This window comes from Blautia sp. OM07-19 (genome assembly GCF_003481595.1).
GTDB classification, from domain to species: domain Bacteria; phylum Bacillota; class Clostridia; order Lachnospirales; family Lachnospiraceae; genus Blautia_A; species Blautia_A intestinihominis.
The window spans coordinates 53,284-69,713 of the sequence record NZ_QULA01000019.1 but is presented as its reverse complement, the minus strand read 5'-3'; the positions used below and the strand labels follow the sequence as shown (position 1 = coordinate 69,713).

Here is a 16,430-nt window from a genome sequence, read left to right as displayed (position 1 = left end):
TACGACGACCCTTAACCATGTAGACATGGCGGCTTTAGGAGGTAGCCGCCATGAGTTATAAACCACAACAACAAATTCTTACATTCTTTGATTTATCAAAAAAAGCCCGACCGCCACCGGGGATATTCCTACCCTTAGATATGAACTATTAAATCATCTAAATACTTTTTATTATTCCTATGCGCCTGTCCGCGTTTTTTTGCGGACGGGCGCATTTTGTATGCTTAAAAAAATTTTTGAAAAAATTTCCGAAAATATTTGGCATTTTTTCAAAGCTCCGTATTACCCCGCGAAAAGGGGGAAGCACCACCAACTTTCAACGAGAAAGGAGGTGAGAATGTGGAACCTAATAGCAGGGAGTTTTATAAGCAATGTTCTTTTCAGAAGTATTGCAATGCGGTATTGCACAATGAAGCGTGCGACGCTCATAGAGAGCTTCGTACACATAAGGCAAAGGAAGTAACCTTTTCCGACATGACCTTAGATGAAGCGCGACAGCTACATACCTTTGATGAATATTTCAAACGGGAAACTGCTGAAACCGTCTTTGAAAAAGCCGGAAAGAAAATCACGCCGAAGTTGCTTCTTGAAGCAATCCGTACTTTGCCGGAAGAAAAGCGCAAAGCCATATTGCTGTATTATTTCGAGGGAATGAGCGATACAGAAATTGCAGAGTTGCTCAATACACCGAGAAGTACAATACAGTACAGACGGACAAGCTCTTTTGAACAATTAAGAAAATATTTGGAGGAAAATGCTGATGAATGGGACGAATGGTAATCAACCCGGCTACCCTGAAAATGCCCTTGTTCCTTATCCTGTCATTGTGGCAGCGACAAAGGGCGACCCGGACGCTATGAAAATGGTCTTGCAGCATTTCAGCGGTTATATAGCCCGTTTATCCATGCGAAAGTTATATGACGAGCGTGGAAATGTTTATTTTGGTATAGACAACGACATTCGGGAACGGCTGCAAGCCAAACTGATGATGGCTGTCCTCAATTTTAGAACAGAAAAATAACCGCAATCGGCGGTGGAACGTCTTTACTCCCCCTTTTCCGTTCCGCTGCTGACGCGGCAGCACAGCCATTTTGAACCTTGACAAAGAAAGCGACGCAAGAGAACGGCGACGCAGCATAAGGCAAATCGGATACGTTCCTTTTGTGCCGAGCCATGCGGTGGGTACGCCATGACCTTTTTCTTAACCGAAAAGCGAGCGAGAAATACCACACCGTAAAGTAGGGATAGCACCCTGCGGGCGATAACGCACAGAATATATAATGATACTTCCTTACAGCCATAGTCCGAGCGTTAGAAGCGTCGCAGGCAATGGGTAGGGCTTCGGCAGACCGCCGGAGGGGTGCAACTCCCATGAGGTTACGCTAATAGCCGTCCGATTAAAGCCTATGTCACAGATTGATTTTTGACCCGTTAAGAAAGGGGGACGACAAATTGAACAATAACGACGTGCCGATTTGGGAAAAGTACACGCTTACCATAGAAGAAGCAGCAAAATATTTCCGTATCGGAGAAAGCAAGCTGCGGAAACTGGCAGAAGAAAATCCCGTCCCGGACTGGGTAATGATGAACGGAAACCGTATTCAGATTAAGCGTAAGCAGTTTGAAAAAATGATTGATACGGTGGACGCAATCTGATAGTGAAATCGAGCCTTGAATGTGGTACAATGTAGTCAAGCATATCAAGGCTCTTTCCATTATGGAAAGGAGCATAACGATGTCGGAAAAAAGACGGGATAATAAAAATCGTATTCTCCGAACCGGAGAGAGCCAGAGAAAAGACGGAAGATATGCCTACAAATATATAGATACCTTTGGGAAACCGCAGTTTGTTTATTCTTGGAAGTTAGTGCCTACGGACAAAACCCCGGCAGGAAAGCGCGACGATATAGCGTTGAGGGAAAAAGAGAAAGAAATCCAAAAAGACCTTGACGACGGTATCGACCATATCGGAAAGAAAATGACGGTCTGCCAACTCTACGCAAAGCAGATACGCCACCGGGCAAATGTGCGGCATGGTACAAAGCAGGGGCGAAAACAGCTCATGCGGATTTTGCAGGAGGATAAACTTGGAGCCTGTCGGATTGAAAATGTGAAGCTCTCCGACGCAAAGGAATGGGCGTTACGCATGAAAGAAAAAGGTTACGGCTTCAAGACTATTAACAACCACAAGCGTTCCTTAAAGGCTGCCTTTTACACAGCCATACAGGACGATTGTATTCGTAAAAATCCATTTGACTTCCAGTTGAACACCGTCCTTGAAGATGATACGGAACCAAAGGAACCTCTATCCCCTACGCAGGAAGCGGCTTTTCTGTCCTTTGTGCAGCATGATAAAGTCTATCAGAAATACTACGACGAGATTATCATACTGTTAGGGACAGGGCTTCGCATTTCGGAACTCTGCGGACTGACGGAAGCTGACATTGACTTAGACAAACAGCTTATCAATGTAGACCACCAACTTTTGAAAATTGCAGACGTGGGCTACTATGTGGAAACACCTAAGACGAAAAGCGGCAACCGGGTTATTCCTATGAGTGAAAAAGTGTTGGAAGCATTTCAGCGGGTGCTGAACAAACGGAAATATGCACAGCCTATTATTTTAGAGGGCTACACAAAATTTCTGTTCCTTAACCGGAACGGCTTGCCAAAAGTGGCGGTCAACTATGAAAGTATGTTCCGAGGACTTGTGAGGAAATACAACAAAACGCAAAAGGTAGCATTGCCAAAAGTAATGACACCGCACACCTTACGCCACACATTCTGCACCACGTTAGCAAATGCGGGAATGAACCCCAAAGCATTGCAGTACATCATGGGACATTCCAACATCAATATGACGCTGAACTATTACGCGCATACGACTTCCGAAACGTCGATAACAGAAATGAAGCGGCTAATTGCATAAGTAGTAAACGGAGAATTTACTACTCCACATACTACTTTTGAACATCAAAACATACGGGGATATAAGAAGATTTGAGAGTATCTTCCATAACAAAAAATGCCGGAAAAGCCTGTAACAATAGGCTATACCGGCATATAAGAACTTTTGAAAAGATAATCAAAAATTACTTTGTGATTTCAAAGAAATATATAGCAATTATCCTATTATAGAAAATAACAAAATTCAGAATGTTGTTACAGAGGATAGTAATTCAGGATATCAGTTCTGGATGCACGCATTTAAGAATAGTAATGTTACCAGTTCTAATGGAAATGGGAATCTCATTAAATGTGTAAAAGAACTGGGATTAAGAGATACATTGGTAATAGCTGATGGGGCTGCTTTTGGCTCTTTAATTGAAACTTGCATAAGTTCATTTCAGATACAAACAGAACGAAGAATTTCATTATGGCTTCCAGAATCATTTGAATATTTGATTTTGAAATCTGGTATTCTTAAGTCCGAAAAATTAATTCAGATTTTAGATAATATTCCTGAATATGTCGAATGTGAAAAATATGAAAGTTGGGAAAAGTTTTTTACAGAGATTTTGATTACGTTGACTGCGGATGGCGTTGAGAAGTATTCTAAGAACATACTGAATAGTTACTATTTGCAAGATTGGGTAGTTGATAAGATAAAAGAACAATTGCCTATAGAAGTTATAAACAAATAGGTGCCAACTTTCCTACCAACTCAGTACTTATGCAAGTTGTCTGCTGAGCGCTTACGAAATAGCAAGGCATCAGCGTTATAGACCAAATAGTATTCCATTGACGTAAAATTTATATACACAACACCTCAGTTTTGAGGCATAATGTAGAAGTAGACCATTTATAACAGATGAAAATTTAATAGAGTTACCAATTCCGCGAAAGTACGGAGTCGGTAGCCGATAGATTGATTGGCGCAGGATTTGAGCGCCATCTACACAGTGACTGGCAATCCGGTACTGAGAACTTTATTAGCTCATGCCAACAAAATGCCAACATTTATGCCTGAAACGGGAGCTTTCAAGGACGATATAAAAGCTGACAGCGAAGTGCCCACGAGAGCTAAGAAAGCCCGTAAATCAGGGGTTTTCAAAGACAGTATAAAACATAAATAGTCCCGGAGGAAGATGCCGAGTGCCTTGCTCCTAAGCGTCTGATGTGGGTTCGATTCCCGCACGGGACGTTTATCTTGAAGCGAGATTACTTTGAATGTAGAGTTTGAGGTAATTTCGCTTTTTTATATTTCTGTCATGCTTGAGAGGAAAATCTGCTATAATGATCATAATAAATACAGACAAAGGTGGAAGATGACATATGATCAAACCAATCGTAAAAGATATATTTTTTCTGAGACGGAAGGCGGAGACGGCTACGCGCGAGGATATACAGGTAGGGATAGATCTGCAGGACACGCTTCGGGCGAACAGGGAAGCGTGTGTGGGGATGGCTGCGAATATGATCGGTGTGAATAAGCGTGTGATCATTGTAAATATGGGATTTGTAGATGTGGTTATGTTTAACCCGGTTCTGATCAAAAAAGATACCCCATATGAGACAGAGGAAGGCTGCCTGTCACTTACGGGAGTACGTAAAACTACGCGCTATGAGAATATAGAAGTGGAATACCTGGATATGAACTGGAAGAAGCAGAGACAGAAACTCAGTGGCTGGACGGCACAGATCTGCCAGCACGAGCTGGATCATCTGGAGGGAATCATTATCTGATAAGAGGAAGTATATAAGCAATATGAAACAGGATAAAAACGAAATAAGATGGGATAAACTTCTGCATATTCAGACGATGGGAAGAGACGATTCTAATTCAGATCAGTACAGATATCCGTATGAGCCAACACCGTATTCTGTACTGGAACGTCTGGCAAATACAGGATATATCAGGAAAAATAATACACTGCTTGATTATGGATGTGGGAAGGGACGGGTAGATTTTTTCCTCTCATATCAGACCCGCTGCAGATCGATAGGGATAGAATACGACGAACGTATTTATCAAAAGGCCGTAGAAAATAAAGATAAAGCTGTTTCAGGCGGCAGAACTTCTATGGAACTGGCGAATGCGGAAATCTTTGCGGTTCCGGAGAATGCAGACCGTATGTATTTCTTTAATCCGTTTTCCGTGGAAATTCTGGAGAAAGTAATGGCCAGGATCCTTGAATCTTATTATCAGAATCCCAGAGCGATTCAATTGTTTTTTTACTATCCGTCAGATGAATATATATCGTATTTGATGACGATAGATGAATTGATGTTTGTGGATGAAATTTCCTGTAACGATCTATTTCCGGGACAGGACCCAAGGGAGAGAATCGTGATTTTTGAAATGTCGTAAAAATATATAAGATCAAGGGCTGTTTATGATATAATAAATGAAAAAAGGAGCGTGAATGGAAATGAGTAAAAAACTTGAAAAACTGAGATGGCGGGCAGAAGACAGAATCTATCGAAAAGATGAATGGGTCAGACAGGACACAGATGAGCTGTTGGGACTGGAACAGAAGCTGAATGAGATGGAACTGTCAGAGAAGGATCGCAAGGTTGTGGACGATTACACCGCATGTATGGAATCCAAGCAGGACAGAATGGGATACCTTCTGTATGAGGCTGGAATGAAAGATGCCAGACGCAAAATGCGAATCCGTAAAGCTGTCTGCAGAATATCTTTCGCAGCTGCAGTAGCTGCAATCCTCGTGATCTGGCATGAGAAGACATTGGATAAATTGCAGGAAATACTTCACATGCTGCATTGGGAAATGGATGAGGACGAACAGGAATAATTTTTCTGGAATCAACTAAAAAATCTATAAACAGAAACAAAAGATGGAACTGTATCAGAATGATAATTCAAATGATAACAGTTCCATCTTTTTATTTAAGAAAATAAATGTTTTACGTGAAACATTTAAATTGCTTCGAGTGCCTGGGCAATATCTGCGATCAGATCGTTTTTGTCCTCAAGACCACAGGAAATACGGATCAGTCCAGCTGGAATTCCCGCAGCGGCAAGCTGCTCGTCGTTCATCTGTCTGTGAGTGGAAGTAGCAGGATTCAGACAGCATGTTCTTGCATCTGCAACGTGAGTTTCGATTGCTGCAAGTTTCAGATTCTTCATGAATTTTTCTGCGGCAGCACGACCGCCTTTTAATTCGAAGGAAACAACACCGCATCCTCCGTTTGGAAGATATTTTTTTGCGATCTCGTAATATTTATTGGATGGAAGAGTGGGATAATTTACAAACTCTACTTTGTCATGCTTTTCAAGGAATTCTGCAACAGCCTGTCCGTTTTCGACATGACGTGGCATACGGACATGAAGAGATTCCAGACCAAGATTCAGAATGAAGGCGCTCTGTGGTGACTGAGCACAGCCGAGATCACGCATCAGCTGGGAAGTACATTTAGTGATGAATGCGCCTTCTTTGCCAAATTTCTCGGCGTATGTAATTCCGTGATAAGATTCATCTGGAGTACAGAGTCCAGGGAATTTGTCAGCGTGAGCCATCCAGTCAAATTTACCGGCATCAATGATCGCGCCGCCAAGTGCGGCTCCATGACCATCCATATATTTGGTTGTAGAATGAGTTACGATATCAGCACCCCATTCGATCGGACGTAAATTTACCGGTGTTGGGAAAGTATTATCTACGATAAGCGGTACACCATGAGCATGAGCAGCTTTGGCGAATTTTTCAATATCCAGAACCGTAAGCGCCGGGTTTGCAATAGATTCTCCGAAAACTGCTTTTGTATTTTCTTTGAAAGCTGCATTCAGTTCTTCCTTAGTGCAGTCCGGATCGACAAAAGTCACATCTACACCCATTTTTTTCATTGTGACGGCAAGCAGATTATAGGTTCCACCATAAATGGAAGAGGAAGAAACAACGTGACTTCCTGCTTCACAGATATTAAAGATCGCAAAGAAGTTTGCTGCCTGTCCGGAAGAAGTCAGCATTCCGGCGGTACCGCCTTCGAGAGCTGCAATCTTGGCTGCAACATAATCGTTTGTGGGATTCTGAAGTCTTGAGTAAAAATAGCCTTCTGCTTCAAGATCAAAAAGTTTCCCCATGTCTTCACTGGTATCATATTTGTAGGTGGTTGACTGGTAAATAGGAATTTGCCGTGGTTCTCCATTTCCAGGTGTATAACCAGCCTGAACACATTTGGTGTTGATAGAATAGTCCATAAATTTTCCCTGCCTTTACATTGTATATAGTATCTTTTATGTTATACCCTTTTTGCATAGATGTAAAGGTAAAATACATACTTGATAAGTATGAAATGTATGATATGTAATTGTCCGTAGTAACTTGGTTGTGAATGGTGCCTGTGAAAAGCTGCCGGCAAAGTATAAGGGATGCTTGCACATTTGTCGGGAAAAACGAATAAATATATGCTATAATAAGTGCAGCTACAGTGAGAGTATACGCAAATAATAACTGGACAAGGAGGATGATTATGGCAAAAATCGTAAAAATTGGTTCATCGGAAAACAAAGATAAACGTCTTTTGCAACTTACAAATAACCTCAATACATTGAAGGCATCTCTTGCAAATATGATTGAGCAATATGAAAATGAAGGCGCAGAAGAGAAAAAACTGGATACTATGACAGAAGCTCTGGATGCCTTAGAAGACGCGTATGATGCCTTAAATGACATTTTGCTGGAGGAAAGGTAAATAAATATAGATGAGCTATATAACAACGTATACAAGGCGGCATTTTGACCCTGTAAATCCTGATCCCGATCTGATCTGTATCGAGGATATTGCCCATGCTTTGCCTATGATCTGCCGGGGGAATGGACATGTCACTACATTCTGGTCAGTAGGAGAACATTGTATCTGCTGTGCAAAAGAAGCAAATGCAAGAGGATTGTCGAAACGTCTGGTGCTGGCGTGCCTTTTACACGATGCCAGTGAATGTTATATGTCAGATGTGCCAAGACCTTTAAAGCAGGAGATGTCCGCATATAGAAAAATAGAGGACGATTTACTGAAAGTGATATACGGTAAATTCCTCGGAACACCACTTACACCAGAGGAAGAAACACAGATCAAAATAATAGATGATGATCTATTGTGGTACGATCTGGAAACACTTTTGGATGAAAAACAGGAGACAGAAAAGCCGAAACTGCACATAGATCTGGATTATACGGTGCGGCCGTTTAAAGTAGTGGAAGAAGAATATCTTGAAATTTTTAAAATGTTTCACGTGAAACATTGAAGTGGCTGTGATAAAATTAAATCACAGTAAACAGTAACTCATATACTTATACTAAACTATAAATGAGTAAATTTGAAAAATTGCACAAAACTACCCTGCTAATTTTATAAATGAGTCAAAATCATCGCTTTCCTTTGCACATTGGAAAAGATATCGATACTTTTCCAACTGAACAATGCCACAGATCTTGTGATATCCGGTCTCGAAAGAGCAGAACTCACCAGTTCCTGCTATACACATGAAATGTGCCAGTGACATAAGCAGCCAATACCTTTTGATCCCCTATGCAGAACGCAGCTGATAGCCGTCCAGTGCCATTTTATCCTTACACTGGCGGAAAAATATTTCAATTGACCATCGGTACACATAATATTTTCGCTTTTTGACTGTCGCAAGGTCAAATCCATTATGTGTAACGGACAATTCGGCAGCCAGTTCGCTGAGTTTCTTTTTCATTCCTGATGGATACAGCAGACAGTTTGTTTTCAAAGCACCAATGGTATGGAACCCTTTCTGCACAAAGGCATTGATTATTTTTTCTGAAACATACCAGCAGTCACAAAGGAAATAAGACATTACTGGTGGAACAGACAGTTCCTTTGCAATGTTCTGTACAATGCCATTGCAGGAAAGCATGACAGCAACTGCCTGATGTCCCTAATCCTGTTTTTTCTTTAAATGGGACTGATGAAAGTACGCATCTTCAATTGGATGTAATGCCCGTGACAAAGGCTTAGTCTTTGAAACTATCGTGTCATCCACAATGTAGAAAACAGGATTTCCGGTACGTGCAGCTTCTGAATAAATAATCTCAATAACAGCTTGTTTTAATGCATCTGAAAGTAATGGATCATTTCATTTCCCGGAATTAAGGAAATGAGCGATCGTAGTTCTGTGGCAGGAGCTGTTTTTAGCAAAATTCGTGGTTTTTCCATGGTATCCTGAGATAAAAATGCTGCTCAGGATACTCATAAGATGATTTATGACCCTGTTCGAATAGAATTTGCATAAATTTAATTTTTTAAACTGGTTGTATATGAATGACGAATGATGTATATAGTATTTGCGAGAGGCACCTTCTTTCTTGTGAATGTTGCAAATGTTTGTTTCGTCACTTTCATTATACAACATAATCAGATTTAAGGTGTCTTTCTTTTATGCAAAATCACGAACTTGCTCATTTATAGTACTAAAGATAAAATCTGAGATACAGTAGTACTTGTGTCTTAGATTTTATTTTTTACCGAAAAGAAGAGGAGGAGAAATATGCCAAAAGAATTTGATTTTGACAAAGAATTCGAAAACATGATGACCAGTAATAAACTGGATACAGTTGTATTACTGGGACATATAAATCCGGATGGGGATGCGGCAGGATCTGTCATGGGATTAGCACATTACATAAAGGTAAACTATCCTCAGTATGAAGTGCTTCCATATCTGGCGGATACAATAGATAAAGGCCCTAATAAGATCATAAAGACAGATAAAGTATTTAATCCATTTGAAAAACCGAACGTAGAAGGAAAAAAGTTTGCAGTTATTGTGTGCGATAATGCAGTGATCGTGCGTATGGCAGGAAGAGAATACTATGAAGCTGCTACGGCATCAATGGTTATTGATCACCATGCATCTAATGAAGGATATGGAAACATTAATTATACGAAAGTTTCAGAAGCCTGTGCAGAGAATGTTTTTTATATACTGGACAAAAATAGTCTAGAAAAAGCGACAACTTTAGAACTTCATCCAACAGCTGCTGATTATATCTACCTGGGAATCATACAGGATACAGGAGGTCTTGCCAGGGCAAAGGAAAGTACTCTGTATGCGGTAATGACATTGCAGGGAATTGGCGTAAAACACAGTGATATTATGAAAACGATGCATAATGATACGCTGGAAAGCTTACAGAAGAAAGCTCTTTTATTAAATAAGGCGTTTTGTGTACTGGATGGCAAAGTAGCGTATGTTTGTGTAGATCAGAAAGAGAGCAAAGAAAAAGAAATCCGTTATGAAGATATCCATCCAATTGCAGAAATTCTTCGGGATTGCGAGGATATAGAGCTGAGCTTTACCATGTATGAGGAAGCTGAGAATAAATGGAGATGTTCTTTCAGATCTGATGGTGAATGGATTGACGTCAATGAATTGCTGACTCCTTTTGGCGGTGGAGGACATGCCGCTGCCGCGGGACTGAAAAAGACAACGGATGATGTGGAAAAACTAAGGGAAGCTATTTTTGAACGGATCAAGGATTTGAGAGAATAAATGTGAAAAATAGTATAAGAAATGAAACGAGCCGGTGCTTATTGCTGCTGCGATAGGCACCGGCTTTTTTGCTCTCATAAATGACGGTTTAAGCTGAAAATACCAAAGATATCAAAAGAGTGAAAGAAAAACTTTGCACATGATTATAGTGAAAAAAATAACTGAGGATTTTTTGAAAATTCGACAATAAAGTACTATAAATAGTATTATAAAAACTTATATGTACGATAAATGGGATGTAATATAAAAAATTATATATAAAAAAGAAAGACGAGAAAAGAAGTGCGATATAATGCACACATAAAAGACGAGAAATAAAACGAAATACAAAATAATGCACAGACTCAAGAGCTTACTTTATCTGAATAGCTTATTTGATATATTTTATGTGGGATATAGTTGACCTATGACAGATATTGGGTATAATTACTTTAAATAATAAGAAAAAGTGAGAAATTACGATAATAACAGAAGGGAGATTTTATGATGGATCTTATGCAGGAAGCTATTCTTCTGGGATTTTCCGGGGCGGCTGTCATGGATACGAAAGAGCTTGTCTTTGTGCCGGAATACCGGACATTTTGTGAAGAAAATTTATGCGGCTGTTATAATGTAAATCCAGCCTGTCCACCCGAAAGTGGAAGCGTGGAAGAGATGAAACAGCGTGCATTAAGTTATGAAAAAACACTGGTGCTGCAGACAATGCAGGAGGATCTGCACGATCCGGCGGAATACAAAAAAGCAAAACTGCTGCAGAATAAAATGACAGAAGAACTCGCAGAGAAGATGAAAGCAGACGGAAAGACAGATCTGCTGATCATGAGTGCCGGTCCGTATAAACATAATTCCTGTATGTCGGCATACTGTGTGGACGCACAGAAAATGGCAGATGCGGCGGGAATGCTTTGCTGGACAGATGACGGAATGGTGCGCTATTTTTCCCAGATCCTCTTTCATGAATAAAATTGTATTGTAAATACAGATGTGATAGAATCAGTATCAGAAAATAAAAGCTTGCAGATGCAGACAGCAATGTCTGAAAAGCACAAATGACAGGAGGGTTTTTACCATGGAAAGACATGCATTTGCAATGAAAGTAAAAGAAGGCAGGATGAATGACTACCGCAAAAAACTTGGAGAGATCTGGCCGAAACTGACAGCATTTCTTGATCGTAATAAGGTAAAGAATTTCAGTATCTGGAATGCAGAGGATCTGATCTTTGGTTATTATGAGAACGAGGATGGAGCAGCTTTAAGCGCAGAGGAGAATGCAGCGAAAGATGCCATTACCGCGAAAATCCAGGATACTTTTGACTGGATCTCCACACCGGGAAAAGATATGCGGCTGATGTATCATAACTTTGGTGTTGTAAGAGAAAACAAAGAACTGATCCGTCACAGAATGTTTATGACTAAACTCAAAGATGGCTGTGAAGAAGAATACAAGAGACGCCATGACGGTCTGATCGAACAGAGAGGTGATACTGTTGATCCGGGTCCGGACAGCAACTTCAGCATCTGGAGTGCCGGTGGTTATATTTTTGGTTATGATGAGATCGATACTACCATGGAAGTAGAAGAAACGGTTGAAGAGAGAGAGCAGACTGTTGAATGGGAAATGCGTCAGCTTGGAATCATGGACTGGATCACGAATGATGTAGACTGGATGACAGGTGATGTTCATGCAGATGTAAAACGTCTGGCATGGCATAACTGATCAGAACAGAGAATAAAATAAAGTATAAAAGGAAGCCCTGGTTACTGCATGGATGAATGCGGCAGCCGGGGCTTCTGACATTAGAATAAAAATTATTTTTTGAGCATTTCCAGATATCCCTGGGTAGTGCTTTCGATCATTTTGTAGGTAAGCTCTGCCATGTGCTCCGCAGATTTCTGCTCTGGTTCTGTGAGCCATGTGCGGATCAGGCCGACACATCCGTTCAGGATAAAGGCATAAGCGTATTTGAGATTTGGGTCATCCTCTGGAAATTTTTCAGGAAGCTGGCTTAAGAAAGTTCCTGCGATCAGCTTTTCAATCCGTTCTACGAATGCCATATCTCCATGCGGTCCAAGGAGAGCAAGACAGAGTTCCTTATTGCTGTCCAGAATATTGAAAAACTGCACGATGAAGTAAAAAGCACCTTCTGTATTATTGGAATCGATCGTGTAATTTTGCATTACCTGAGTGATTTCTTCCAGAGCATCTTCCTCGATCTGCTGCAGCATCTGATAAATATCAGTATAATGAAGATAAAAAGTGGAACGGTTGATGTCAACTTCGTCAACAAGTTCTTTTACTGTAATTTCCTTAATACTTTTCTGAAGCATCAGGCGTGCAAGCCCTTCTCTGAGCTGTGCTTTGGTTTTGCGTACTCTCCGGTCAACTTTTCCGGCCATGTTAAATCCCCCTAATCTTTTGGTAAAAAATCGTCATCTTTTAGATAAAATGTCAATTTTTGACATGTGATAGACATTAATTAAAAATATGTCTATTAATATACATGACGATATTTTTTTTGTTGGTTGTATCTGCTTTTCGTGTTTAGTATAATACACCTTGCCAAGAAAAGCAACATAATGTTGATTAATAGAAACTAAAACCATTAATAGAATATTGTCTATTGTTAAGATAATATTTATTTGATGGAGAGAGTTCGTTTAAATCAGCATGTTACAATTATATTTACATTACAGGAAAGGAACATATAAATGATCAAAAACGAGTGGAAAAGTTTATGGAACAACAAGATTTTGATCATCGTAGTCATGGCGATCATTATTATTCCAGTGATCTATGCCGGCTTGTTTCTGAAATCCATGTGGGATCCATATGGAAATCTGGATCAGCTTCCGGTGGCAGTGGTCAATAATGACAAATCCGTAGAATACGATGGCAAAACGCTGAGTGTAGGCTCAGATATGGTGGATGAGCTAAAGGACAATGATGCACTGGATTTTCATTTTGTAGACAGTGAGGAAGCAGAGCAGGGATTAAAGAATGGTACTTATTATATGGTAATCACCATTCCGGAGGATTTCTCCAAAGATGCTTCTACATTGATGGACGACAATCCGAAAAAAATGGAACTGAAGTATGAGACAAATCCGGGAACCAACTATATCGCGTCCAAGATGAGCGAGAGCGCTCTGTCCAAGATCCGTGAGGCAGTTGCTTCCAAGGTGACTGAAACTTATACACAGACGGTTTTTGACCAGATTGCAACGGTTGGAGATGGAATGCAGGAGGCAGCGGATGGTTCTGAGGAATTAAAAGACGGACTCAAAACTGCTTCTGATGGAAATAAGACGATCATCAAAAATCTTAAGAAACTTGCTGACAGCACACTGACGTTCAAGAGTGGTGCAGAAACTCTGACAGAAGGCCTGAAGGAATATATAGATGGCGTTTCTCAGGTTGACAGAGGTGCTTCCCAGCTTGATGAGGGTGTTGGAACTCTGACAGCAAAACTTCCTACACTGACAAGTGGTGTAAACAGTCTTGATGAAGGGGTTAAGAGTTATACAGATGGAGTTGCAAAACTGGATGCGAACTCTGCACAGCTTACTTCTGGAGCAAATAGTCTGAGCAAAGGGGCACAGAGCCTGAAAACAGGACTGAATACTCTGAAAAGTGGTACTACACAGTATGTAAGCGGTGCAAATACACTTGCTGATGGCGTGACACAGTATGTTGCCGGAGCAGAACAGCTTGCAGCCGGAGCGCAGCAGCTTTCTGCACTGGAAAATATCGGACAGGTATCCAGTGGGATTGCACAGCTGAATACAGCCGTTTCTGAGGGAAACAGTTCTCTCAAGAGTGGAACACAGCAGCTTGAAAGTGGGCTGGGACAGTTATCCGAACAGTTACATAGTCTTTCAGACAGTGCAACGGCAGACTCAATGAAAGAACTTGCCGCAGGTCTGAACAAAGCAAAGACAGGAATGGAAACCGCAAGTCAGGGAATGGATTCAGCGGCAGCAGGAATGAATCAGGCCGCAGCGGGCATGAACTCTGCAGCGGATACGATCCGTACTGCCAGCAGTGGAATCTCACAGGCTGCTTCTCAGCTCCAGGGTGTTTCCGCGCCGGTATCAAAGGCTGCAGACAGCATGGCAGGGGTGGTACAGCAGTGTGCCCAGGATGCAAATGCACAGATTGAAGCAGCGAATGGACAGATCAGTGCAGCCAACCAGCAGACAGAAGCAGCAAATGCAGTGATTACAAATGCTTCTGCAGTACTTCAGGCAATCCAGGGACAGGCAGATGAAAATGGAATGATCTCCGCCGAAAGTCTCAGTGCAGTGATCGGTTCCCTTGCCGGAGCAGATGCAGGAGTGAGCGGAGTATCTGGTATTGATGCAGATGCGTATACTGGTCAGGCACAGCAGATCGCAGCTTCTGCAGCAGAACAGATCGCAGGAGCACAGAGTACGTTAAACAGTACAGCATCGCAGCTGGAGCAGGCAGCTTCCGGTTTGAGCAGTGGAGCAGATACACTTGGAAGCAAAGCCGGTGAAATGAGCAGCGGAGCATCACAGATGCAGGCTGGCGCGAACGAAATGGAAGAAGGCATTTCTTCTATGCCGGAAGTTCCTTCTGATTCGATCAATGCAGTATCAGCTGCGGTGGATCAGCTTTGTGCCGGATCACAGAAAGTAAATGCAGGAACAACTTCTGTAGCTTCTGCACTTTCCACTCTGGAAAGCGGAACGAAGGATTTTCCAAAAGCAGCAGCGGGAGTTAAAGCATTAAATGCAGGGTTTGAGACACTGACAGTAAACGACGAGACACTGACATCCGGTGTGGCAAGTCTCAAAGCGGCTGGAAGCAGCGTTACAGGTGGTATCAATCAACTTACAAATGGTGGAAAAACACTTGCAGATGGTGTGAATACGCTGAGTGCGGGACTGAAAACATACACTTCCGGAGTTTCTACTCTGGCAGAAAACAACAGTGCTCTTACAGGTGGAACTTCACAGCTTGCAGAAGGTGCAAAAACTCTTGCAAGTGGAGCCGAACAGCTTGCGAGCGGAACCAAAACACTTCATGATGGAACAAGCAAACTGGTTTCCAATAATAATAAACTGAACAGCGGAGCCGAACAGCTCTCTGATGGCGCAGGCCAGATCCAGGACGGATCCTCACAGCTTTATGATGGTTCCAAAGAACTTGGTGATGGAATGACCAAACTGGAAGATGGTTCTGATACACTGGCAACAAGCCTTGGCGACGGGGCAGCGCAGGTGAAAGAAACAAAGGCAAGTGATGATACGATCAGTATGTTTGCAACACCGATCACAGACGAAGAGACAAAGATCACAACGGTAGAAAACAATGGACATGCAATGGCACCGTATATGATGTCAGTTGGTCTTTGGGTAGGTTGCCTGGCATTCTGTCTGATGTATCCTCTGACAGAATACAAAGGTAAACTGAAATCCGGATTCGCATGGTGGGCAAGCAAGGCCTCTGTCCTTTATCCGGTGGCAATCCTTCAGGGCGTTCTTCTGATCCTTCTGCTTCATGTATTTGATGGATTTACACCAGTGGAAATGACAAAGACGATCCTGTTTGCGGCACTGACGGGAGCATGCTTTACATCGATCATGTATTTCTTCAATATTACATTTGGTAAAGTTGGAAGTTTCCTGATGCTGATCTTCATGGTAGTACAGCTTGCCGGTTCAGCGGGAACGTATCCGGTGGAGATTTCTCCAGATTTTGTGGCAAAGATTCATTATTATCTGCCGTTTACATACACAGTAAATGCTTTCCGAAGCACGATCTGCGGCGGTGAGAGCATCCATCAGTCTGTTGTGGTACTGATCGGACTTACGATTATCTTCTCAATATTGACAATCCTTCAGTTCAATCACATGGCGAGAAGGAAGAAACAGGGCAAAATGCTTCTTCTTGACTGGCTGGAAGAAAAAGGAGTCGCATAAAATAGAA

The 16,430-nt window shown here is 41.7% G+C and carries 17 protein-coding genes; 14 read left to right on the top strand and 3 right to left on the bottom strand.

Going from position 1 to position 16,430, the window contains the following annotated elements:
- Nucleotides 1-339: 339 nt before the first annotated feature.
- From DXC01_RS13080 to DXC01_RS13035, 8 genes are all read left to right on the top strand, one after another.
- Nucleotides 340-780, top strand: a complete 441-nt coding sequence (locus DXC01_RS13080) for an RNA polymerase sigma factor (RefSeq protein WP_021421424.1) — start codon at nt 340-342, stop codon at nt 778-780.
- Nucleotides 761-1,021, top strand: a complete 261-nt coding sequence (locus DXC01_RS13075) for a helix-turn-helix domain-containing protein (protein WP_005933821.1) — start codon at nt 761-763, stop codon at nt 1,019-1,021. Before DXC01_RS13080 ends, DXC01_RS13075 begins: the two co-directional genes overlap by 20 nt.
- Before the next feature lie 431 nt (nt 1,022-1,452).
- Nucleotides 1,453-1,656 (top strand): excisionase, encoded by a 204-nt coding sequence (locus tag DXC01_RS13065; RefSeq protein WP_009905235.1) that lies wholly within the window; start codon nt 1,453-1,455, stop codon nt 1,654-1,656.
- A 79-nt stretch (nt 1,657-1,735) separates the two neighbouring features.
- The gene (locus DXC01_RS13060) at nt 1,736-2,929 is read left to right on the top strand and encodes a site-specific integrase (protein ID WP_055152828.1); all 1,194 of its coding nucleotides are present in this window, start codon (nt 1,736-1,738) and stop codon (nt 2,927-2,929) included.
- 268 nt (nt 2,930-3,197) lie between these two features.
- Complete coding sequence (locus DXC01_RS13055) at nt 3,198-3,644, top strand: hypothetical protein (RefSeq protein ID WP_118699069.1); 447 nt, start codon at nt 3,198-3,200, stop codon at nt 3,642-3,644.
- Nucleotides 3,645-4,275: 631 nt separating this feature from the next.
- Nucleotides 4,276-4,686, top strand: a complete 411-nt coding sequence (locus tag DXC01_RS13045) for a peptide deformylase (RefSeq protein ID WP_118699068.1) — start codon at nt 4,276-4,278, stop codon at nt 4,684-4,686.
- A 22-nt stretch (nt 4,687-4,708) separates the two neighbouring features.
- Nucleotides 4,709-5,311: a methyltransferase domain-containing protein gene (locus DXC01_RS13040; RefSeq protein WP_118699067.1), complete on the top strand. Its 603-nt coding sequence runs from the start codon at nt 4,709-4,711 to the stop codon at nt 5,309-5,311.
- Between the two features lie 61 nt (nt 5,312-5,372).
- Nucleotides 5,373-5,756: a hypothetical protein gene (locus DXC01_RS13035; protein WP_147399635.1), complete on the top strand. Its 384-nt coding sequence runs from the start codon at nt 5,373-5,375 to the stop codon at nt 5,754-5,756.
- Nucleotides 5,757-5,881: 125 nt separating this feature from the next.
- Here the strand turns inward: DXC01_RS13035 and DXC01_RS13030 are convergent, their stop codons facing one another.
- Nucleotides 5,882-7,162: an O-acetylhomoserine aminocarboxypropyltransferase/cysteine synthase family protein gene (locus DXC01_RS13030; RefSeq protein ID WP_022214262.1), complete on the bottom strand. Its 1,281-nt coding sequence runs from the start codon at nt 7,160-7,162 to the stop codon at nt 5,882-5,884.
- A gap of 272 nt (nt 7,163-7,434) precedes the next feature.
- Here DXC01_RS13030 and DXC01_RS13025 point away from each other — a divergent pair, with 272 nt between their 5' ends.
- A complete protein-coding gene (locus DXC01_RS13025) occupies nt 7,435-7,656 on the top strand; it encodes a hypothetical protein (protein WP_022214261.1) in 222 nt (73 codons plus the stop codon).
- A 10-nt stretch (nt 7,657-7,666) separates the two neighbouring features.
- Nucleotides 7,667-8,206 (top strand): hypothetical protein, encoded by a 540-nt coding sequence (locus tag DXC01_RS13020; protein WP_118252590.1) that lies wholly within the window; start codon nt 7,667-7,669, stop codon nt 8,204-8,206.
- 282 nt (nt 8,207-8,488) lie between these two features.
- Here DXC01_RS13020 and DXC01_RS20670 read toward each other — a convergent pair whose 3' ends face one another.
- Nucleotides 8,489-8,842, bottom strand: a complete 354-nt coding sequence (locus DXC01_RS20670; RefSeq protein WP_227222561.1) for a transposase — start codon at nt 8,840-8,842, stop codon at nt 8,489-8,491.
- A 630-nt stretch (nt 8,843-9,472) separates the two neighbouring features.
- Between DXC01_RS20670 and DXC01_RS13010 the strand changes: the two genes are divergently transcribed.
- The 3 genes from DXC01_RS13010 (at nt 9,473) to DXC01_RS13000 (ending at nt 12,194) form a co-directional block, all read left to right on the top strand.
- Complete coding sequence (locus tag DXC01_RS13010; protein ID WP_118699065.1) at nt 9,473-10,477, top strand: DHH family phosphoesterase; 1,005 nt, start codon at nt 9,473-9,475, stop codon at nt 10,475-10,477.
- Nucleotides 10,478-10,960: 483 nt separating this feature from the next.
- The gene (locus tag DXC01_RS13005; protein WP_227222563.1) at nt 10,961-11,440 is read left to right on the top strand and encodes a DUF2284 domain-containing protein; all 480 of its coding nucleotides are present in this window, start codon (nt 10,961-10,963) and stop codon (nt 11,438-11,440) included.
- Nucleotides 11,441-11,546: 106 nt separating this feature from the next.
- Nucleotides 11,547-12,194 (top strand): L-rhamnose mutarotase, encoded by a 648-nt coding sequence (locus DXC01_RS13000; protein WP_118699063.1) that lies wholly within the window; start codon nt 11,547-11,549, stop codon nt 12,192-12,194.
- A gap of 92 nt (nt 12,195-12,286) precedes the next feature.
- Here the strand turns inward: DXC01_RS13000 and DXC01_RS12995 are convergent, their stop codons facing one another.
- On the bottom strand, nt 12,287-12,874 hold the full coding sequence (locus DXC01_RS12995; RefSeq protein WP_022213755.1) for a TetR-like C-terminal domain-containing protein: 588 nt from the start codon (nt 12,872-12,874) through the stop codon (nt 12,287-12,289).
- A gap of 312 nt (nt 12,875-13,186) precedes the next feature.
- Between DXC01_RS12995 and DXC01_RS12990 the strand changes: the two genes are divergently transcribed.
- Complete coding sequence (locus DXC01_RS12990; RefSeq protein WP_118699062.1) at nt 13,187-16,423, top strand: YhgE/Pip domain-containing protein; 3,237 nt, start codon at nt 13,187-13,189, stop codon at nt 16,421-16,423.
- Nucleotides 16,424-16,430: the final 7 nt, after the last annotated feature.